Source organism: Rothia sp. HMSC061D12 (assembly GCF_001836735.1).
Lineage (GTDB): Bacteria > Actinomycetota > Actinomycetes > Actinomycetales > Micrococcaceae > Rothia.
On record NZ_KV830310.1, the window covers coordinates 33,285 to 53,867 of the forward strand.

The 20,583-nt window shown below is 61.7% G+C and carries 15 protein-coding genes; 3 read left to right on the forward strand and 12 right to left on the reverse strand.

Annotated features, from left to right (window positions below):
* The 5 genes from HMPREF2682_RS08210 to HMPREF2682_RS09575 form a co-directional block, all read right to left on the reverse strand.
* Positions 1–1,627, reverse strand: a 1,627-nt coding sequence (locus tag HMPREF2682_RS08210; protein ID WP_070833141.1) for an ATP-binding cassette domain-containing protein, incomplete at its 3' end; no start/stop codon positions are given.
* 466 nt (positions 1,628–2,093) lie between these two features.
* Positions 2,094–2,906, reverse strand: a complete 813-nt coding sequence (locus tag HMPREF2682_RS08215) for an NUDIX hydrolase (RefSeq protein WP_070833144.1) — start codon at positions 2,904–2,906, stop codon at positions 2,094–2,096.
* A gap of 261 nt (positions 2,907–3,167) precedes the next feature.
* A complete protein-coding gene (locus tag HMPREF2682_RS08220; RefSeq protein WP_005508062.1) occupies positions 3,168–3,488 on the reverse strand; it encodes a putative quinol monooxygenase in 321 nt (106 codons plus the stop codon).
* A gap of 138 nt (positions 3,489–3,626) precedes the next feature.
* Positions 3,627–4,028 carry a hypothetical protein gene (locus HMPREF2682_RS08225; RefSeq protein WP_246827293.1) on the reverse strand — a complete coding sequence of 134 codons (402 nt, stop codon included), beginning with the start codon at positions 4,026–4,028 and terminating at the stop codon, positions 3,627–3,629.
* A complete protein-coding gene (locus HMPREF2682_RS09575; RefSeq protein ID WP_246827294.1) occupies positions 3,913–4,209 on the reverse strand; it encodes a TetR/AcrR family transcriptional regulator in 297 nt (98 codons plus the stop codon). Before HMPREF2682_RS09575 ends, HMPREF2682_RS08225 begins: the two co-directional genes overlap by 116 nt.
* A 177-nt stretch (positions 4,210–4,386) precedes the next feature.
* Here HMPREF2682_RS09575 and HMPREF2682_RS08230 point away from each other — a divergent pair, with 177 nt between their 5' ends.
* Together HMPREF2682_RS08230 and HMPREF2682_RS08235 are read left to right on the forward strand one after the other, a co-directional pair.
* Positions 4,387–5,952, forward strand: coding sequence for an MFS transporter (locus HMPREF2682_RS08230; RefSeq protein ID WP_049341972.1), 1,566 nt, complete (start codon positions 4,387–4,389; stop codon positions 5,950–5,952).
* A gap of 197 nt (positions 5,953–6,149) precedes the next feature.
* The gene (locus HMPREF2682_RS08235; RefSeq protein WP_070833147.1) at positions 6,150–7,487 is read left to right on the forward strand and encodes an ICP22 family protein; all 1,338 of its coding nucleotides are present in this window, start codon (positions 6,150–6,152) and stop codon (positions 7,485–7,487) included.
* 507 nt (positions 7,488–7,994) lie between these two features.
* Here HMPREF2682_RS08235 and HMPREF2682_RS08240 read toward each other — a convergent pair.
* From HMPREF2682_RS08240 to HMPREF2682_RS08265, 6 genes are all read right to left on the reverse strand, one after another.
* Positions 7,995–9,065 (reverse strand): alcohol dehydrogenase catalytic domain-containing protein, encoded by a 1,071-nt coding sequence (locus HMPREF2682_RS08240; RefSeq protein WP_070833150.1) that lies wholly within the window; start codon positions 9,063–9,065, stop codon positions 7,995–7,997.
* 293 nt (positions 9,066–9,358) lie between these two features.
* Positions 9,359–10,213 (reverse strand): anchored repeat-type ABC transporter permease subunit, encoded by an 855-nt coding sequence (locus HMPREF2682_RS08245; RefSeq protein WP_070833153.1) that lies wholly within the window; start codon positions 10,211–10,213, stop codon positions 9,359–9,361.
* Complete coding sequence (locus tag HMPREF2682_RS08250; protein ID WP_070833156.1) at positions 10,210–11,076, reverse strand: metal ABC transporter ATP-binding protein; 867 nt, start codon at positions 11,074–11,076, stop codon at positions 10,210–10,212. The genes HMPREF2682_RS08245 and HMPREF2682_RS08250 overlap by 4 nt, the downstream gene beginning before the upstream one ends.
* Positions 11,073–12,155, reverse strand: a complete 1,083-nt coding sequence (locus HMPREF2682_RS08255; RefSeq protein ID WP_070833159.1) for a TIGR03773 family transporter-associated surface protein — start codon at positions 12,153–12,155, stop codon at positions 11,073–11,075. The genes HMPREF2682_RS08250 and HMPREF2682_RS08255 overlap by 4 nt, the downstream gene beginning before the upstream one ends.
* 93 nt (positions 12,156–12,248) lie before the next feature.
* A complete protein-coding gene (locus HMPREF2682_RS08260; protein ID WP_070833162.1) occupies positions 12,249–14,000 on the reverse strand; it encodes an anchored repeat ABC transporter, substrate-binding protein in 1,752 nt (583 codons plus the stop codon).
* Positions 13,987–16,323 carry a TIGR03773 family transporter-associated surface protein gene (locus HMPREF2682_RS08265; protein WP_070833164.1) on the reverse strand — a complete coding sequence of 779 codons (2,337 nt, stop codon included), beginning with the start codon at positions 16,321–16,323 and terminating at the stop codon, positions 13,987–13,989. Before HMPREF2682_RS08265 ends, HMPREF2682_RS08260 begins: the two co-directional genes overlap by 14 nt.
* A gap of 274 nt (positions 16,324–16,597) precedes the next feature.
* Here HMPREF2682_RS08265 and HMPREF2682_RS08270 point away from each other — a divergent pair, with 274 nt between their 5' ends.
* The gene (locus tag HMPREF2682_RS08270) at positions 16,598–19,588 is read left to right on the forward strand and encodes a choice-of-anchor M domain-containing protein (RefSeq protein ID WP_070833167.1); all 2,991 of its coding nucleotides are present in this window, start codon (positions 16,598–16,600) and stop codon (positions 19,586–19,588) included.
* Positions 19,589–19,820: 232 nt separating this feature from the next.
* Here the strand turns inward: HMPREF2682_RS08270 and HMPREF2682_RS08275 are convergent, their stop codons facing one another.
* Positions 19,821–20,291 (reverse strand): DUF4190 domain-containing protein, encoded by a 471-nt coding sequence (locus HMPREF2682_RS08275; protein WP_070629339.1) that lies wholly within the window; start codon positions 20,289–20,291, stop codon positions 19,821–19,823.
* Positions 20,292–20,583 lie beyond the last annotated feature (292 nt).

Consider the following 20,583-nt stretch of genomic DNA (forward strand, 5'->3'; position numbering starts at 1 on the left):
AAATATCGAGGTTATTCGTCGGCTCATCCAGCATGAGCAGCTGCGGCACCGGGTTGGCCAGAAGCACCTGCGCCACCGCGGCACGGAAGCGCTCACCTCCGGATAAATCCCCAATGCGCTGATGTACGCTTTCGCGACGGAAGAGCAGGCGCGCCAGTTGGTCACGCAGATGCTGTTCGCTCACCCCGGGGTTAGCCCGCTGCACGCTCTGTAGGAGGGTGAGCTCCGGGTCGAGGATGATGCGCTGCGGCAGGTATGCGGTGTTGTCCAGGCGGTAGAGCACTTGGTATGCAGGCGGCACTGGGGAACGGTAATCAGGGTCATTTGCGTGCGCTATCGCATTGAGAAGCACAGTCTTGCCACTGCCGTTTGCGCCCGTGATGTGCAGGTGTTCGGGCCCGGTCAGGATAAGAACCTCGGGAAAATCTTGGATTTGAAGCAGATAATCAACTTTATAAGGTTGTGTTTCACGTGAAACGATGTTTTGGGTGTATGCCTTCTTAAGGTCGGCGCTCTGCGGTGTAGATGCGCAAGAGTCGTTCTCCACCCGATGTAATTCCAGTACTTTCCGTCCCAGCGGGAGCGCATCCTGAACAAGTTCCAGATAGATACGCTCCTGCACGCGCAGGTTCTCTTGGGCTTCTCCAACTGCCGCACGCGCATCTGCCACCATGCTTTCGTGGGCTGTGTGAAGTTTCCCGGCAGAGCGCTCTGAACTGTTTTTATCCAGGCCCATAGCCATGCCAGGTTTCCGCTTTGACCGTTCAAATTCGCGGCCTCGGCGGGTGTTGCGATCGAGCTTAATCTGGTTCTCGGCGCGCTCGCGCTCAGCCTTACGTGCCTCATTCTTCGCCTCGCTCACGCGACGCTGGGCCACCTGTTGCTCGGCCTCCAGCGCCTGCCGGTACTTGCTGTAGTTACCCTCGAAGAGCCGCAGGTGAGACACCCCCTGGCGGTCGGCGTGAAGCTCCGCAATCACGTGCATGCGCTCCAGCAGGTCGCGGTCGTGGCTGATAATGAGCGCCGGGCAGGGCAGCACCTCCAGTGTCGTGAAGAGCTGGGCTTTCGCCGCGGAGTCCAGGTTGTTCGTCGGTTCGTCGAGCAGAATGAACTCTGGGTCTGAATACAGAAGCGCGGTGAGTGCGGCTGTGACCGTCTGGCCACCTGAAAAGGTGCTAAGGGGACGCATCAGAAGGTTGCGACGGGCCTGTGTATCGGTCGTAGTGAGGGCAGGACCAAAACCATGTTCGGCAAGGGGTGCGAGGGTACGTTCTTCAATATCCCAGGCGTCGCCTATGGTGTCGTAAAGGTAGGGGGAATAGTCGCCCGATTCCAGCGCATCAAGCGCCTGCAGTATTTTTGTAATTCCAAAAATATCAGCAAGATGCTGATGCCCACTCAACCCTAAATCTTGCGGTAGGTACGCTATGCGCGGTGGGGTACTGATTGTGCCTTGACTAGGATTTATGTCGCCAAGAATAAGTCTGAAGAGGGTAGTTTTTCCGGCGCCGTTATCGCCGATAAGCCCGGTGAGTGGCGCAGAAAATACCGCGGAAAGGTCTGTGAAAAGTGGGGGCTCACCCGGATGTGCATACGAAATATGGTCGAGTGTAATGTGACGTGACATGGGCCGAGTTCCTTCGAATGGGTGCTCGGATTCCCGCCATCGTAGTGCACGTTAGGCATGAGAATATGAAAAAACCCGAGCGCGGTCTGTAGGTACACGTAAGCCCGGGTAGTGGGGTGGACGCATAAAAGCGCATTGACCTGGTGTCGTTGGATCCGGGCTTATGCTCGGTGGGTCATTTCTTTGATGCCTCCTAGATTCCGAAGGTCACCCCGGTCGCGCCTTGGGTGGCTTCGGTTCAACAATGCGTTCAGCTCGCAGGTTACCCCCGTGGTGGGGTAGCGCGGATAGAGAGCTGATGGCTCCAGCATAGGGAGCGTGCGGGTGCTGAGTCAAGCACCCTCCCACAAAACCGCCTGACAAGTGCCGATATCCCCTAGAGAACGCAAAAGGAGGGGCGACACCGCACGGTGCCGCCCCTCCTTTTAGGCATTAAATCTGCGCGCGTACAACGCGCGAAACGCTATTACGCCTCGTGGCGCTCACGGTACATGCCCAGCGGGCCCGCATCCGCGTACGCCTGAGCGTCGTTGTAACGGTACAGGCGCGGCGGGCGGTGACGGGTGCCCTCCACGCGGCGGCCGGTGTCAATAATCGACTTCGATGCCGCAATCTGGCGGCGGAAGTTCGCCGGATCCAGGGTGCGACCCAGAATCGCCTCGTACACCTCACGCAGCTGCGCCAGGGTGAACTCCTCACCCAAGAAAGAGTGCGCAATACGCGAGTACTCGACCTTGTTCTGCAGGCGGTAGAGCGCGTACTCAATGATTTCGTTGTGGTCGAAGGCGAGCTCGGGCAGCTCATCGACCGGGAACCAGCGGATGTTCTCGTGCACGCGAGTGTTCGCGACCTCGGTGGCGGGAATCGACGCCCAGTACACCACGGAAACCACGCGCTCGTGATCAGTACCGGGTGCCGGTTCGGGCTCGCCCACAACGCGGGCGGCACGCGCCTCGGGGGTGCGCAGAACGTCACCGAATGCGTAGAGCTGCTCCAGGTAGCCGGGCTCCAGGTTGGTGGCACGCTTCAGGGTCGAAGCCGCCGCCTCTTCGAGGGAAAGATTCGGGTTGAGCGGACCGCCAGGAAGCGCCCACTGGCCCTTATAGGGCTCGCGGAGGCGGCGAACCAGCGGCAGCCACAGGGTCGGGTGGGTTTCGTTGTCCTTGGGGCGCAGGGCCAGAATAACGGTCGAGACGGCGAGGGATACAGAGGTGTGGTCCACGTCGTTGTGCTCTTCAACGGCGACTGCGCCGGGAAGAGGCTGGGATGCGATGCTCATTCAGACCTCCTGTGCGAATGGGTATCGATAGGTGTGCATACTCTATCCATTTTAAGGGGTTAATAGGGTAAAAATGCACGCAAGGCACTCGCTGAGTCGAAAACCGGTACCATCCGCGTCGTATCAAGGGGAAAAGTTCAGGTACCGGACACGCCAAAGCACCCCTCCTACCTGTCCAATAGAACAGGCAGGAGAGGCGCTTTGGCGTCTACTTATGCAACATCTAACTATGCAATTTTAGATGCAGAGTAGGGGTGCAGACTAGTCGATCTGTAGCTCGCCCATAGCGTCCCAGCCGTCGCCGTCAACCAGGCGAGAAACAATCTTCGGGGTTGCGGTCAGCATGGGGCGCATGTCCTTCAGAGCCTGCTGGAAGTGGTCAGAGTTCACGTGCGGGCCAGCTGCGTCGTCGTTGAAAGCCTCGAGCAGAACGAACTCGTTCGGGTCCTCGATGCTGCGGGACCACTCGAAGAACTTGTTGCCTTCCTCGGCGCGGGTTGCCTCGGTGAAAGCGCGGGTCTTCTCAATCCACTGGTCGGCGTATTCGGGCTTGACGGGGAACTTTACAGCAATGAAAATCATCGGAACTCCTTAGGTTGAAGAGTAGATACGTACCCTTCCAGTTTAAGCCCCGGGTGCTCGCCGGCGCTGAAGAATAGGGTGTGAGGCAACGGTTTTAGCTTGTGGCTTTAACCGCTGTGTCGGGTGGCTTGTGTGGCTTTAGTTTGCCGCCGCCTTGAGTACCTGCAGGGCGCGCTCCAGCGCTGCACGGTCTGCCGTGATGGCGGCTGCCCTCTGCGGGTTGGCGGAGTCGCCTCCGAACGCCGCGTTGTAGTACATGCCGTCACCCAAAAGCAGCACGGTGCGGGCAATCTGTTCATCACCCAGCTCAGCGAGGACGAGCGCATGCCAACCCTCCTGCACGCGGCTCATGGTCTGCTGGGCGAGCTCATTATTGCTCTGCGCCAGGCGGCTGAGGGCAATGAGGGCACGGTCGAACGGGGTGTTATCCGGCGTGGAGGAATTGATGTAGTAGGCGCTTGCCCCCCCCCCCGGGTGCCTGCTCCATCGCCGCGAAGTCCTCTTCAGCCAGGGTGAGGGTGCGTTCTGCGAGCGCCTCAAGCAGCGCCTTCTTGGATGAGAAGTGGTAGAGTAGCCCGCCCTTGGAGACCTTGGCGGCGGTGGCGACGGCGTCGAGGGTTGCGGCGCGTTCTCCCGAGCGAATCAGCAGGTCGACGTAGGTGTCGAGGATGTGTTCGCGGGAGTTGTTGGCGCGCTGTTTGCGGTGGTTGGGGGTGGTCATGGGTACCAGTCTAACCGCTTGAAACTATACCGTCCAGTTGGTATAGTTAATCTTCGTTTATGGCCCCGTCCGGACCCCTAAAACCTCACTAAAAGACCTAGCCCAAAAGACAGGCCGAGCTGATGCCGCCGCGTCCGCCGCATCAGCCGACACCTTATAGACGCACGAAAACAACCCATGACGAATCACAATCCGCACACCACGGCTCTGCCCATTCACGCCCCCGACCAGAAGACCAAGCGCTGGGCGGCACTCGGTGTGCTCATGCTCCCGGTGCTCCTGGTCTCCATCGACAACACAGTGCTTGCCTTCGCGGTGCCCGCAATCGCTAAGGCGCTGAGCCCCTCCTCCGCGGAGCAGCTGTGGATCGTTGACTCCTACTCCCTGGTGCTCTCCGCCCTGCTCGTGCCCATGGGCGCTATCGGTGACCGCATCGGTCGCCGCAAGCTGCTGCTCATCGGCTCGACCGGCTTCGCGGCAATCTCTGCGCTCGCGGCATTCGCGCCCTCCGCGCTGATGCTCGTGGTTGCCCGCGCCCTGCTTGGCATTTTTGGCGCCATGCTCATGCCGGCAACCCTGTCGATTATTCGCAATATCTTTGTGGATGCGACCGAGCGCCGCATCGCTATTGCCGTGTGGGCTTCGGGCTTCTCCGCCGGTGCGGCGCTGGGCCCGATTGTGGGTGGTTTCCTGCTGGAGCACTTCGACTGGGGTTCGGTGTTCCTGCTCGCTGTGCCGATTCTGATTCCTCTGCTGATTCTCGCCCCGATTATGGTTCCCGAGTCGAAGGACCCGAACCCCAGCCCGGTGGATCCGCTGAGCATCCTGCTGATTATGACCGGCATGACCGGCATTACCTTCGGTCTGACTCACACCTCCGAAACCGGGTTCGATGCGGTGGCTATCAGCACCATCCTTGCCGGCCTGTGCTTCATTGTCCTGTTCGTGCTGCGTCAGCTCAACCGCGAGAAGAACGATATTCAGCCCATGCTGGATGTGCGCCTCTTCCGCAACACCGTGTTCACCGGCGCGATTACCGCAAACCTCATCTCCATGATGGTGGACGTTGGCTTCATCTACTTCGCCTCCCAGCACCTGCAGTTGGTCTCCGGTCTGCCGCCCATGTACGCCGGTATGCTGCTGATTCCCGGTACCCTGGCGATCATTATCGCCGGTCTGGTGATTGCGCGCGTGGCGGTGCACTTCCACCCGGCGCAGGTGGTGTCTTTCGGTCTGGCGCTCCACGCTGCCGCGTTCGCGGTGCTCGCCTTCCTGGGTGCGCACAACGACTTGGTGATTATCCTGATCTTCATTGTGCTCGGTACCGGCATCGGTATTGCGCAGACCATTTCGAACGACCTGATGCTCTCCAGCGTGCCGCCGCGTAAGGCTGGTGCGGCATCCGCGATCTCGGAGACCTCCTACGAGACAGGTACGGTGCTCGGCACCGTCATCATTGGTGGCATGCTCACCGCCGTCTACCGCGCAAATGTGGTTGTACCCGACGGCCTGGATGAGACTCTCGCCGACCACGCCCACGAAACCCTCGGCGGTGCCGTGACGGTCGCAAGCCAGGTGGGTGGCGAGCAGGCGAACCAGCTGCTCTCCTCCGCATTCGCTGCCTTCGACTCCGGCGTGGTGCTGAGCTCCGCATTCAGCGCCGTGCTCATGGGTGTTATGGCTGTTATCAGCTACTTCATGATCCGCAAGGCGCCGCGTGAAATGAAGCCCGCTGAGCACTAAATCTTGATAGATAAGCCCTGCCTCCTGTTGCTCTTAAGCATCGGGAGGCGGGGCTATTTTACGCACCCACCTGCGCATTTAAAGGTTCAGCACAGGTACCGGTGGTACGGTAAAAACAGTGGGCTCACGCCCGAAAAAGACGCCCACAAAAAGACCGAGGAACCAGCGGCTCCACACAATCAAGGAGGAACGCCACCATGGGACTCAAAGACTGGATTGCACCCTTCATTACACTGCTCATCGGTGCCAGCACCATCTTCATCTCCTACAAGAACTACCAGGCGCAGGCGGCGGCAAAACCCTCCGAACTGGCGCGACTGGAACTGTGGAGCAAACTCCTCACCGAAGCCGGCTTGGACCTCAACGCCCTACCCGACCCCGAAAAGCTCACCTCCGACCAGCGCGTCGTCCTCGAAAACTACCGGGTCTTCCTCAAACGTGCGTCCCTCGAATCGAAGCTGCGTAAGGTCGGCATCGATAGCAACCGTATCTTCAGCCTGCTCATGAAGCGCGCCCACTCCTCGGTCAAGCCCACCCCCATCCAGATGGGCGACTCGATTAGCTACTACCGCCTGATTCTACGTGCCCTGCTGTACATTTGGGTTCCGCTGGCCGTGATTTTCATCGGCGTGCCCATCATCGTGGTCACCATCGCCTACCTGATTGGCCTGTTCACGAACCACCGCGGCAATCTGTCTGACTTTGCACTCTCCCCGCTCGCCGTGGTGCTCCTGATTGTTGGTGCGGTCGCCGTCGGTGCCCTCGTGTACCTGCAGAACCGCATTATCTCCGCCATTATCGCGAACAATGTGTACTTTTACTTCTGGGATATTTACGGCTCCAAGAAGGGCGCTCGCGACTCCAAGGACGCCTACAGCGAGCGCCTGGCGGCTAAAACCTACGCCGACCAGCTGTTCCTCGGTCAGCAGGAGTTCGCTCACCAGTTCCGCGAGAACATGTACATGGCGGGTATTCAGGAGATTGATGAGTACCCGCGCGTGCTCAGCGACAGCGTGATGCTGCCGCGCAACTACCGGGTTGCGGAAACCACCGAGGGTGAGGACCGTATCGACCGCTTCGTGAACTGGGTGCGCTCCAAGATTGGTTTTGAGCGCCTGGAACCGCGCATCATCTACAGGCTCGAACATAAGGACGCGCACAAGGATGCGAAGAAGGAATCCGCGCACGGTGAGCCGGTAGCTACCGGGCAGCCCGTAGAGACTCCGGCTCAGGATAAGCAGGAGGATGGTCAGAAGGTTCTGGAGGCGCCTGCCTCTGGGGAGTCCGCCTCGGAGGAGCCCATTGTCGCGGAGGTGCCCGTTGGAGCACCTGCCGAGGACCTGGCTGATGCACCCACTGAGCCCGTCACCGGAAGCGCCACCGAACCTTCCGCCGTAGCCGAGGTATCCGTCGCAGTTGGGGCAGACGACCCCACGGAGGCGTTCACCCGCATCCTGCACGATGCTGCCGGTCATGAGAACACCGGTGAAAAGAACGCCGGTGAGAAACCCGACGCTGAGAAGCCGAAAAACTAAATAGCCCGCCCAGGGGCACCGAAAAACCGGGCATGAGAGAAGGGTCGCAGCCTACGAATTCGCCATTGAACCGTAAGCGTGCGACCCTTTTCCTTTCCCTTCAAGGAAGAGCAGAATCGGAGGTACCGCCCGACCAAGAAGAGTCAAATGATGCGCCCCTCCACCGGTAGAGGTTGCCTGGCAGAAGAACCCGCCGAAGCGGGTTGGCAGAGCGCCCGGCAGAGGGTGCATCACGCTTGAGGAACCGCCCCAAAGCCCACCGGAGAGGGGGCTGAGGGAACAGAAAACCCCGAGCTGGCGCATCTCTACATCTTCAGATCTCTTGCATCTTCAGAAAATAACTACATCTCGGGGTAGGGGAGGGCGATTCGCGCTCCGGGTGGGACCTACCCACTCCCACCCGGAGGCGAATCCTAGGGATGTTCGCAGTGTCATGAATACATCCCACCGAAATCCCTAACGAAAGTTCGGGGTTTCAGTATGAGCGGTATATGAGCCTACCGCAGTCTATGCCGCAACCTCCGGGTCGCGGGAGATAACAACCTTCACCACGTTGTGCTCAGCAGCGTGGCTGAACAGGTCGTAGGCTTCCTCGAACTGGTCGAAGGTGAAGCGGTGGGTTGCCATCGCCTTAGCGTTCAGACGACCCGAGCGGACCATGTTCAGCAGGTTACCGACGGTGTTGCAGTTGACCAGGCCCATGTTGATGCTCACGTTAGAAATCCACATGGTGTTCAGGGGCAGCTCAACGGGCTTGCCGTGCACGCCAGCGTTCGCGATGTTGCCGTAGGGGCGAACAATCTTGGTGCAGGTCTCGAAGGTCTGTGGAACGCCCACAGCCTCAATTGCCACGTCCACGCCCAGGCCGTCGGGGGAGAGAGCCTTAATCTTCTCGATGAAGTCCGGGTCGCCCGCGTTGACCTTATCGGTTGCGCCCAGCTCCAGCGCCTTGTTCATGCGGTTATCGTCAAAGTCGACGGTGATGACGCGGCCGGCACCGCAGAGATTAGCGGTCATGATAGCGCCCAGACCCACAGGGCCCGCACCCACAACAGCGACGGTGTCGCCGGGCTTGGTGTGACCGTTCAGAATACCGATCTCGAAACCGGTGGGCAGAGCGTCGGTGAGGAAGAGGACGTCCTCATCGGTCAGCCCCTCCGGAACCAGGTGAACCGAAGTCTCAGCGTAAGGAACACGCACGTACTCCGCCTGGGTGCCGTCAATCATGTAACCGAAAATCCAGCCGACACCACCAAGGGTCTGGCAGTGCGAAGGCTGGTTCGCCTTACAGTAGGAGCACTTACCGCAGCTAGTCACGGCGGGAATGATGATGCGGTCGCCGACCTTCAGGTCAGTCACCGCGGAGCCAACCTCGGTAATGGTACCGACAGCCTCGTGGCCGAGGATACGTCCGTGGTCCACCTCGGGGCAGTCGCCCTTCAGGATGTGCAGGTCAGTACCGCAAATGGTGGTGGTGTCGACACGGGCGATAACGTCCGTGGGCTCAAGAATGGTGGGGTTCGGGACTTCCTCCCAGGCGCCCTTCTGATCGGGACCGTGGTACACATATGCCTTCATGGTGACTCCTTCGTTGAAGCTCTGATGAGGGTGCAGTGACTGCTTTATCACTACATGTATCAACCTATAAGGAATATTTGATAGGTTGTATTTTCATTAAACCCGACGTGTTGAATTAAGCGCTTTTATTACGCGGAGTGTATCTTTTAGTTCTTTAAACATAAACATGATTCAGTTTGGGTATTTAATACCTGTAAATAACGCACGAGGCGCACCCCCCGAAAACAGGGATGCGCCTCGTGCGTTATATGTAGAAAAGTTGGGTTCAGCTGGGCTTAGCTCTTCAACTGGGTTTAACTCTTCAGCTGCGCTCGCGCTCGAGAACGAACCGCCGTCACCGCCCATACCAGCACGAAAGCCGCCACCATCGACAGCACAATCGTGCCACCGGTCGGCAGGTTAAACGCCCAGGACAGGTACAGGCCAATAATCGAGCAGATACCGCCAAACACCGGCGAGAACACCATCATCGACCCCAGTCGGCGGCACGCCAGACGGGCAGCCGACGCCGGAATCACCAGAAGCGCCAACACCAGCACATTACCGAGCGTCTGCAGACCCAGCACCACAGAAATGGTCACCAGAACGTACAGCACAATATCCAGGGCAAGCACCGGCAGGCCCATCGCGCGGGCACTCTCACGGTCCAGGCTGACCGTCACAATCTGGCGGTGGAACAGCCACAGCACCAGCAGGATAACGGCACCCATAATCGCGGCGTTGGTAATGTCTTCATTCGAGACACCCACAATAGAGCCGAACAAGAAGTCCTGCACCGACCCCGAATAGCCCGGCGCCAACGAAATAATCACAATACCCAACGCAAAAGACGCGGCAAAGAAAATACCAATGACCGAATCCTCGCGCAGCCGCTGATTCTGACTAAAAATAGCCACCAGAATAGCCGTCACCACGCCCGCGGTCAGGCCGCCCACCATCAGGTTGCCGCCCAGCACGAACGCCACCGCAAGACCCGGGAACACCGAGTGCGCCACCGCATCGCCAATGAAGACCATGCCGCGCATCAGCACGTGACAGCCCACCACGCCAGTCACTACCGACGCGAGCAACACCGCCGCCAGGGCGCGCGGAAGGAATGCCAGCGACGGGTTGAACAGGTCGGCAAGAAAATCGATAGGAGTAATCAACGGGCACCCCCGGTAGAAGTAGCGTGGGCGGGGGAAGCGGTGCAGGAATCCGGCAGCTCGTGGCCGTACTCGTCCAACGCACCACCGGCACAGGTGAAGCCCGTGCGGGCGTGGCCCTGCGCCTCCTCAATGTCGTGACCGTGCAACCACGTGTGCAGCTGCTCCAGGCTAAAGGAGTCCGCCGGACCATCCAGGTGAATATTGCCGCGCACACCGCACAGACGCGAACAGGACTCGCGCGCCGCCAGCATGTCGTGCGTAGACATCAGAATCGTGATGCCCTCATCCGCCAGCTCGCGGTACAGGCGAGTCAGCGTAGTCTGGGTAGGTGCATCCACGCCCGTAAACGGCTCATCCAGTAGCAGCAGGGAGGGGTTCGCCGCCAGAGCGCGCGCAAGCAGCACTCGCTGACGCTGGCCACCCGAAAGCTCCGCAATGGAAGCATCCTGCAGGTGCAGAACATCGGTGCGTTCCATCGCCGAAAAAACCTGCACCCAATCCTTCTTCGCCGGGCGGCGGAAGAACCCAATCTCACGCACGCGACCGGTCATCACCGTGTCCTTGACGGTCAGCGGAAAATCCCACTGGAACTGGTGCTTCTGCGGCACGTAACCAATATGCGCACGCGCCACACGCGGCGACTCACCCAGAACCCGCACCTGACCGGACGCCGGGCGAATCAGACCCAAAATGGTGCGCAGCAGCGTGGTCTTACCGGCACCATTAGCACCAATCAGACCCGCAAACTCGCCGCGCTCCAGGGTCAGGGACAAATCCTTGAGGATGGAACGGCGCGCGTAGCCCGCGTACAGGTTCGAAATCTCTAGAACGGGTTCAGTACCCGCTGTTACCGACGTGCTCACGAACGGTCACCGCGCACTTCATCCAGAGCCTCACGCTGCGCGGAGGAACGGCGGCGGCGGGAGATGATGAACGCGCCCACGCCCACCAAGACTACGATGCCAGCAACGATGGGACTCCAGGAAATCGTGAACTCAGCACGGAAACCCTTCTGGTCGCTCGCCGCGGCGGCAGATGAAGAACCCGAAGCCTGGGTACCAGCAGCCTGGGAAGCAGAGCTAGAGGAAGCATCCGAAGAGCCCGAGCCCGAACCGCGTGCCTGCGCCTCCATCGCGTACAGGGCATCAGCGCTCGCGGAGTCACCCACCGCAAACTTCAGGTAGCGGGTATCGGTCACGGTCGAACCGTCAGAGAGCTCAGCGCTCGCGGTGACCTTCAACAGGTACTCGCCCGGAGCGGTGAACACCCAGTTCGCGTGGGTGTGAGTGTTCTTCTCAACCCACAGCTTCTGCGGCTCATTCTTGGTCGAGGACCACAGCACCTGCGGTGCCGAGAAGTTGCCGTTCTCCAGGTACAGGCTGAACGTGCCGGGGCCGCTCACCTGCTCCAGGGTCAGGTTCACACCGCGGTTCAGCTTGGACACCAGCTGCGGATCCTGAGTGTTCCAACCCGGCCAAATCACGCCCTTGGTTTCGGTCTGCGGAATCACGTACACCTTAGAACCGGCGGGGGCACCCACGAAGGAGTAGCGCGGGTCGTTCGGCACCTCCAGGATGGCCTTATCGCTACCGCGGTAGATGACCTCGTCCAGGCTGCGCCAGACTGGGGTTTCGCCGTGGTCGTCGTGGAGCATGAGCTCAAACTTGCCGTTGTTGAAACGAGGGCCCATGTCCACGTGGCCGGCGGAAATTTCGGTGCGGCCGGATGCGACCGGCTGCTCCGCCGACAGGGTCTGGGTGAGGGCGCGATCGCCGCGGCTCAGGTTGCTGTCACTCGGCTGAGCGGAGGCGCTCTCGGTGGTTGCCGGGGTGGTCTCCGCGTGTGCCACGCCCAGGGGTGCGAGCATGAGGCTAGCGCCCAGAGCCAGGGCGGGCAGGGCGCGGCTACGTGAGGAACGGGAGGGGGTGGTTGAGTTCATCATGAGGACTTCCTTGAATCATGACCTAGGTGGTGTGTGAAAGATTATCTATATGCTGATATGGCTATATGAGCTTGTGGGTAGCTTAAAACCGGGTTACGAGGTGCTAGCCTCCGAGCAGCTAGCGCCCGAAGAGTCGCCGCCAGAACTAGCCCCAGAACACAGTGCAATCGTGTGAGCATTCGCCAGCATCATCTGCGCGTAGTGAGGAGCCTGCGCATCCAGAGTGTCCGAATAGAGCACCCCGGTACGCACCTGCGCCTCCCGAGCCAGCTCCGTGAGAACCGGTGAACGCATCGCCGTGGACTTATCCAGGTAAATCGCCGGAACCTTCAAATCCTCGACCGTGCGACGCAGACGCTGACGCTGCTGAATGCTCGGCTCGCCGCTGGCGCTGGCACTCACAAAACCGGCAATGTGCAACCCGTAGGTGCTCGCCAGGTAGCGGTAGCCGTCGTGCGTGGTGACCAGGTTGCGTGCCGACTCCGGCAGGCCTCCGTACACCTGACGCAGCTGAGCGTCCAGGGCGTCGAGCTCCTTCATGACCTGCTCGGTGCGGGTTGCGTACTCGCTCGCACCCGCCGGATCGGCGGAGATGAGCGCGTCACGGATGACCTGCACGCTCGCCTTCGCGTTCGGCACCGAATGCCAAATGTGCGGGTCGATTTCGCCGTGCACGTGCTTGCCCAGAACAGCCTGCGCCAGCAGATACACCTGACCGCGATGCTCCGAAGCACCCGACCGCAGGAAACGGTAGCTACCGCCGGCGGGCACCTCCTGCAGGGTGCGGGAGGGGACCGCGACCACGGTGCGGTTCAGTTCGTACTCTACGGCGCCCTGGGAGGAATCCGCGCGAAGCACGAGCCTGCCGTCGCCGGTACGTGCCGTAATATCGGCGTGACCTGCGGAAAGAACCTTGATGTCCGAAGCGGAAACGTTCTGTTCCTTCGCCAGGCGGTCCACCAGTTGTTGCGGGTCACGACCGACCGCGCAGTACAGGGTGCCGCGCGAAGAACGCACCGACTCCGGTGCATTGACCGCGGTGGCGCTCAGCTCAATGGCGTACTCGCCGGCATCACTAAACGCCCACGACAGGTGCGTATGCGCCTGCAGGGGCAGCTCCAGCGAACCCATGTCGCCGGTGCGGATCGCGGTGTCCCCCTCACGGGTGAGGTTCACGCCGCGCGCATGCGAATCGCACAGCATCTCCACCGCACCGAAGGTCTGCGTAATGAACGCCGCCAGCTGCGCATTCGACGAATCGGTGGCGGTGCGCGCCCGCACGCTCTGCACCTCAAAACGCATGCCGGCATCCGAAGAATCGGCGGGGGCGGACTCATTCTGCCCGCCCTCTTCAACACGCAAACCCAGCCAGATGGAGTCCAGGGAGGCGTCCTCAACAATGGCTTCGAGCTTGCCGCCGTACTGCTCGATTTTCTCCGCAACCGCCACGGACACGACCCCGGCGGGCAGGTTTGCCTCAACCATTTTGGAGAGCTTGCGCTGCTCCAGCAGCAGGCCGTTCGTCAGGGCGCAGCGGGCGTAGGCGACATCGCGGATATCGCGCAGGCTCGGCTCGTACGAGTGCGGGTCGGCACCGGCAGGTACGAGGGAGTGCACGCTGGCGCGGTCGCCGGCAATCTGCTGCGCCAAATCAGCCAGGATCGGGGTCGTGGCGACCACGCGCATCCGGTCGGAGGAGGCGTTCTCGGTGCTGGCGCATCCGCTCAGTGCGAAGGCGCCAGCCCCCACCCCGGCACCTGCCGCAATGCGGGAGGCGAGGGTGAGGGCGGCGCGTCGACTATAGGCGTGTGACCCCTTGCCGGTATGCCCGCTATGCGGTGTCACCGCTGCGGCCCTTTCGGCGTGCCGAACGCAGAATCATGGCACCGAGTGCCAGCGCCAGAATGGAGGTGCTGACCATGAACGGGTCGATGACCACACCGGTGTTCGGTAGCTTGCCTGCGGCGGCTGCCTTCTGGGCGTTCGCGAGTTCCTGGCTGGTCAGGGCGCAATCCTCACCGGAGGCGGTCTTACCGACGATGCGCACCTTGGATCCGTCGGGCTTGGTAACGATGCCGGTGGCTTCGTCGACGGTGCCGTTGACGGGGTTCTTTGCGGTGCTCTTCTCGCTGCCGTTGTTGGCGCCGTTAGCGTTGTTAGCGTTGCCGCCGTCCTGCTTGGTTTCTGCCCCACCCTGTGCGTTGTTGCTTGCCGGGGCGTTATCGGGGTTGCCGACGGTGAAGTGCAGAACCGATTCGCTGCTGACCTGCTGGCCGTTCTTCAGGCGTGCAGTCCAGCCGATGGTCACGGTGTAGCGTCCCTCAGCGGTGAACACCCAGTTGCTGTGCTGGTGGGTGTTCGCAGGCACCTGGAAGGAGCCGCCGCTACGTGAATCGAAGACCTGCTGACCGGCGGAACCGAAGTTGCCGGAGAGGAACGTGGACATGGTGCCGGGTCCCTCAAAACCGTTGAGGCTCATGGTGACGGGGCCGTCGAGCTGCTTGAGCAGTTCGGGGTCCTGGGTGCTCCAGCCGAGCCAGGGCACGCCCTGCTGCTGGGTTGCACCGATCATGTGCACGGGGGTGCCCGCCGGGGCGATGTTCTCCATGCCTGCGGGCAGGTTGATCTTCGCGGCGTCGTTGAGTACGAACTCGAGGGCGCCGGGGGAGACGTGGCGGGCGGGGCTGGTACGGTCGTCCTTCACACTGCTGGTGAGGTTGCCGCCGTTGAGGATCGGGCCCACGTCGAAGTGGCCGTGGGTGACTTCTTCACGGCCGCTGTGCTCGGCGGTGTTGACCACGGCGAGGGTGGGGATGCTGGTCGGTGCCTGGGCTGCCTGGTTGCTCTGCTTGTTGTCCTTCTGAGCGTCCTTGGAGTCCTTAGAGTCCTTGGCATCTTCGGCGGGAACCTCGGTGGCGATGCACTGCTGGTTCAGGCTGCCGGGCAGACCGGAGGACAGCACACCGTTACCGGTAATGCCGCCGCCGTTGCTGGGTGCGCTGATGTTCTGGGCGTTGGAGCCCTTCACACTGGATCCCTTCACGCTGGTGGCGTTGCTGTCCTTGTTTTCACCCTTGTCAGAGCCGTTATTGGTGTTGTCGGTGCCGCTGATAGCGGTTACACCGGATCCACCCTGGGATACCTGCTCACCATTCGCCGCCGCCTTCGCGCCGTTCGGGTCGGTCACCTGCGCGGCGTTCTGACCGTTCACGGATCCATCCACGCGGCGAATACCGGTGGATGTGCTCGCCTCAGCAGAAGCGCTCGTCTCAGCACTTGCGGAGGTAGATGCGCTGGGGCTGCCGGTGGCGCTCTCGGTGGCGGTGGAGGTCGCCTCGGGGGTAGTGGTTGCCTCGCTCGTGGCGTCCTTGGTTGCGTCCTTTGCGGCGTTCTGCGCGTTCAGGAGCTTGAAGCCGTCCTCAGCGTTAGTGCCCACGGCGATGGTGTAGGTCGCCTCGGAGCTGACCGGGGTGCCGTCGGCAAGGGTTGCGGTGGCGCGGAACGTCAGCTGGTAGATGCCGGCGCGGGTGAATGCCCAGCTGAGGTGCTCGTGGCCGCCAGCGGTGATGGTGTGCGGTGCGAGCTGGTCGTTGGTGCTGAAGACGCGCGGGTTGTCGCGGCCGGATTCGGTGAAGACTTCGGCACGGCCGCCTTCGGGTACGCTGCTGCGCACGAGTTCAAGGTTGATGGTGTTGTCCTTGAGCGCGCCGGGGCGGATTCCTTCCGCGCCGAGGCCGGGGTAGAGCAGGCCGCGGGTGCGGGTGGAGGGAATGTAGAAGATGTCGGTGCCTTCGGGGGCAATGTAGTCGTAGCCTGCTACGACGTTGGTGTGTGCATCCTCGACGTCGGGCAGGTGGAAGACGGTGCGGGCGGGGTTGAATCGTCCCTGCTGGCCGGGGCCGGTGTCTGCGAGGGTGGCGAGGGTGAACTGGTTGCCGTCGAGGAATGCGTTGAGCATTTCGGTGTGTACGCCCGCGATGACGTAGTCACCTTCGTAGTTGACGTAGGCGCGCGACTCGGTACCTGCCTGGGTGCCGGTCTGGTTTTCCTGCGCCTGTGCGGCGGTGAAGGTGCCGACCTGGGGGAGGGCGAGGGGTGCCCCGAGTGCGAGGGTGCATCCGAGGGTGGTTGCGCTGAGTAGGCTCAGGGGTTTGGTGCGTCCTTGCATGGTGGCTCCTTGGATGACTGCTCGTTGGCTGGCGCGTTGCCCGATGTTTTCGGGGCTTGCCCGGTGCTGGGCCCGGCGGCCTGTTGCCGGTTTCCCTCTTGGGTTCGGGGTGCGCTCTGCCGTGTTTTTCTCTTTGTGGATGTACGTGGTGTGCGTTTTTGGGCGCGCCTCGGCGCACACGTGTTTCTGGGAATCACTATACTCACTTAGGTTCTAAATGACAATTATTTGCAAAAGAGCTACCCTAGAGGATAGAAAAATGAGAAAGGTTGTCATGAGCTCTCAGAAGCAGACCCAACGAAGGGTCACCACACACACCCCCGCACTCTTCATCCCCGGCGGCAAGCCCGCCCTCCGCCGCGCAGCCGCATTCCTCTCCGCCGCAGCACTGCTCGCGCTCGCCGGCGCTGCCCCCTCCCTGCCCGCCGCAGCAGGCCCCGACGACGGCAAAATCGTCACCACCAAGGGCCACGTTGACGCCCCCAAGGCATACTGGGACGAGCAGAACGGCACCTTCGTCCTCATGAACGAGGCGAACCCCTACAAGACCGGCGCAGACACCTACGAACTGGACAAGACCGTCAACTGGGTCGGCAAGGGCTACAGCACCAGGGACGGCAAGTCGCAGTACACCATGACCCTGGGCGACTCGCCCTCCCTGGCGTTCCTCGGCGAACCCGGCCAGACCCTCTACATGGCACCGCACCTGACCTACGGCAACCAGGACCCCATCTGGGCTGGCCTGGGCGCATCCACGAAGGTGCCCACTGAGCGTTTCCGTGACGGCGTGTTCGCTACCGACATTCTCTCCGTTGAGGGTCCCGGCCGTATGGAGCTCTTCCGCTACAACCCGGACGACGCCCCCGCTGACGTGTACCGCATGCTCTCCAGCAGCTCCACCGGCTGGCACTCCTGGCTGCTCGACAAGGGTAGCCACACCCACAACACCACGACCTTCACCCGCCCCGGCCGCTACGTGGTCACCTACCGCACCGTGGCGCGCTCCACCGACGGCCGCATCATTAGCTCCAAGCCGTCGAAGCTGGTCTGGCAGGTTGGCGGCATGCAGCCCGTGCTCGGTGACGGTACCCCCACCGCCGTGCCCACGGTTGACCGCTACAACGCGGCACCCGTCGGTGACCTGGACGCTGCAAAGTACGTGCTGTCCGTGGCACCGCACCGCCTGGACGCCGACCCGGCAAAGAACAAGGACGCTGACGACAAGCTCAGCGACATCACCTTCACCGCCGCGAACAAGAACCTCAAGGGCACCCTGACCCTGTACAACAACGGCTACTTCCTGACCGACTTGCCGGTCGTGAACGGTACCGCCACCTGGTCTGAAATGCTCGGTAGCGAAGGCTCCCAGCTGCAGGCTGTCTTCACCCCCGACACCTCCGACGCGAACAGCGCGGAGGCGTCCCGCTGGATTTCGCACAAGCTCACCTACGAGCCCGGCAAGGCTGAGAGCGTGTACAGCGATGACGGTAACGGCTCCTGGCCCGAAGAAATCCCGGATCAGGCGAATACCGTACTCAGCACCCAGCAGTACACGCCGACCAGCATGGACTACGACGTGACCGTCACCCCGAACGGCAATGGCTTCAGCACCGTTGAGGTCCGCTTCAAGGACCCGAAGGTGCGCGGCTTCATGCGCGGCGGCTTCTACGCCCAGGATGACCCGGTCTACCCGTACCTCGACCTGGAAGGCTCCGTCGAGGATGGCGTGGCGCGCTTTACCTTCCGTGACGAGTCGTTCTACAAGGGCACGGCTCTGCGCGTGAAGATGCTGACCCACCCGGATATGAACGCTTCCGCCTCCACCACTGAGGTTGCGGCGAACTACGAGCCGGGCACCAAGTACACCGCGCACGGTGCGCTGGCTCCCGATAGCGCACCCATTAGTGATGCGCCGAAGCCTGCTCCGGTGGATCCGTCGCCGAGCGCTGAGCCTACCGTCGTGCCCTCTGCCGAGCCTTCTGCTGAGCCGAGCGAGGCTCCCAGCGAGGCGCCGACCGCTGAGCCGAGCACGGCTCCCACGACCTCGCCGAGTGAGGTTCCGACCGTGCCTGCGGTGCCGACCGCCTCCGCAGAACCGAGCGTGCCTGCTCCGGCGCCCTCCACTCCGGCACCGAGTAGCCCCGCGCCCGCAAACCCGGAGCCGTCCAGCCCCGCGCCCTCTGCTCAGCCGTCCACTCCCGGAACCCCGGGTCACCAGTGCGTGCCCGGCCAGATTGACGGCCGCGCCAAGATTTCGAAGGGCCACCTGGACATTCAGGCAACCCTGAAGGACCGCCAGCTGTCCGTGGGTCTGCGCGACGACAGCGGCATCATTGACGCTGATTCGACCGTGCGCCCGCTCGACTCGGTCGTGTGGACGGTCAGCGAGAACGCCCGCCGTGTGCGCACCGAACGTATGGCTGATGAGAAGCTGAACTTCATGGGCCCGGTCGGCACCGCCTTCTACGGCCTGCCGCAGACCCAGCAGAGCGGCCTGCCCTGGCCCGGCTACAACACGCAGGACATCGACTACTCGCAGCTGCGCGGTCCGGTGCGCCTGCACGTAGTGCCGAAGGTCATGCCTGAGGGTGCGCGCTTCGGCATGTTCACTGAGTCGCTGAACGGTGCGGATGTGCTGCTGGATTCGACGACCGGCAAGACCACGATCGACATTGATTACGCGACGCACGCGCACGCGAACTGGGTGTTCTCTGAGCCCGGCCAGTACATGTTTGACGTGCACTATTCTGCGACCCTGGCTGATGGTACTGAGGTGAACAGCCCGGTGCAGCAGCTTGCGGTTGCTGTGGGTAAGAAGGCGTCGGATGCGTGCTCGTTTGAGACTGCCGTGCCGAAGGACCCGAATGCGGCTAAGGACGACTTTAGCGGTGTGCGCCGTGTGGATTCGGCAACTCCGGGCGGTACCGCTGGTGCCAACCAGCCCGGCTCCGCGCAGTCTGGTGCCGCGCAGGGTGGTCAGTCCGGTCAGGCTGGCGCCGCCGGTGGCGTGAACGCGCAGGGCTCCTCTGACGGTTCGGCTGATGGTTCTGCTGGCGGCGTGTACCCGGGTGGTATTTCCGGTGGTGGTACCGGTGGCGGCTCCCTGGGTCAGTCTGGTGTGTCTGCTGCGTCGGGTGGCGCTAGCTCCCAGCAGGGCGGCCTGGCGCGTACTGGTTTTGGTGCGGTGTCTGTGGCTGTGGGTGGCGCACTGGTGCTCGGTGCCGGTACTGTGATGGTGCTGCGTTCTCGCCGCCGCGCTTCTTAGCGCTCGCCGCGTGAGGACACGCTGATACGATAAAGCCCCCGCGGCTGAGAGGATGACTCTCGGCCGCGGGGGCTTTCTCTATTCGGTGCTCCAGGAGTTATCTGGACGATTCAGATGCGTAGTGCTCACTAAAGATATGGTTGAGGGGCGCTCGCAGGCACGGCGGCTGCCGCGTGTGTGCGAACGCCCCTCCGTCTCGAAATGAGGCTTTTATCGGACCATATAAATGGGTTTACTTGTCCATTTCGTAGACCCAGCCGCCAGCGTTGCAGTAACGCTTACCGTCCTTCTCAGTGATGTAGTAGCCGGGCTCGTGGTTCTCGCACTTCTGGATAACCTCACGGGCCTCTCGGTTAGACTTCTCAAGGTTCGCCGCACGAATCTGGAAGAAAGCAAAGGTCGCAATATATGCCACCAGAACCAGCACAAGAGCGGTAATCGCCATGCCCTTACCCTTGCCGGTGCCGTTCTTAACCATGACCAGAGCGATTACAGCGAAAATAATGGTCGGGATGGTCAGGAACGAGCCGATCACAAAGATGCCGGTCAGGGCGGAGATAATGCCCAGGACTAGTGCGGTTACTGCCGCCCACTTCTTTTTCGGTGCCTCGACGGGTGCGCCGTATGCGGGCTGTGCGGCGGGTGCCTGCTGGGTGAACTGCGGTTGCTGCGGTGCGGCCGGCTGCGGGGTGTTTTCAGACATGAAAGTCCTCATTTCGTATGTGGTTGGTGAATATCCGGAAGCGCACCACCTGCAGGTGGCGTACCTTTCCCAAGGATACTCTATGTGCTTGAAAGCTCTGACAAGTTGAATTGTCGAGTACTTTGATGGTCTATGGGTTAGGTGGCTAAAAAGTTAACTCGGTGCAAGGCTCGGGTGAAGACTGGGCGACCATTCACCGGCGGGTGGGATTGGACCCGTATCCGCCCGAGTTTCTTGGCTGACCGTGGTATGCAGAAGACCCCTGGGCTGAGAGGTAATCTCTCAGCCCAGG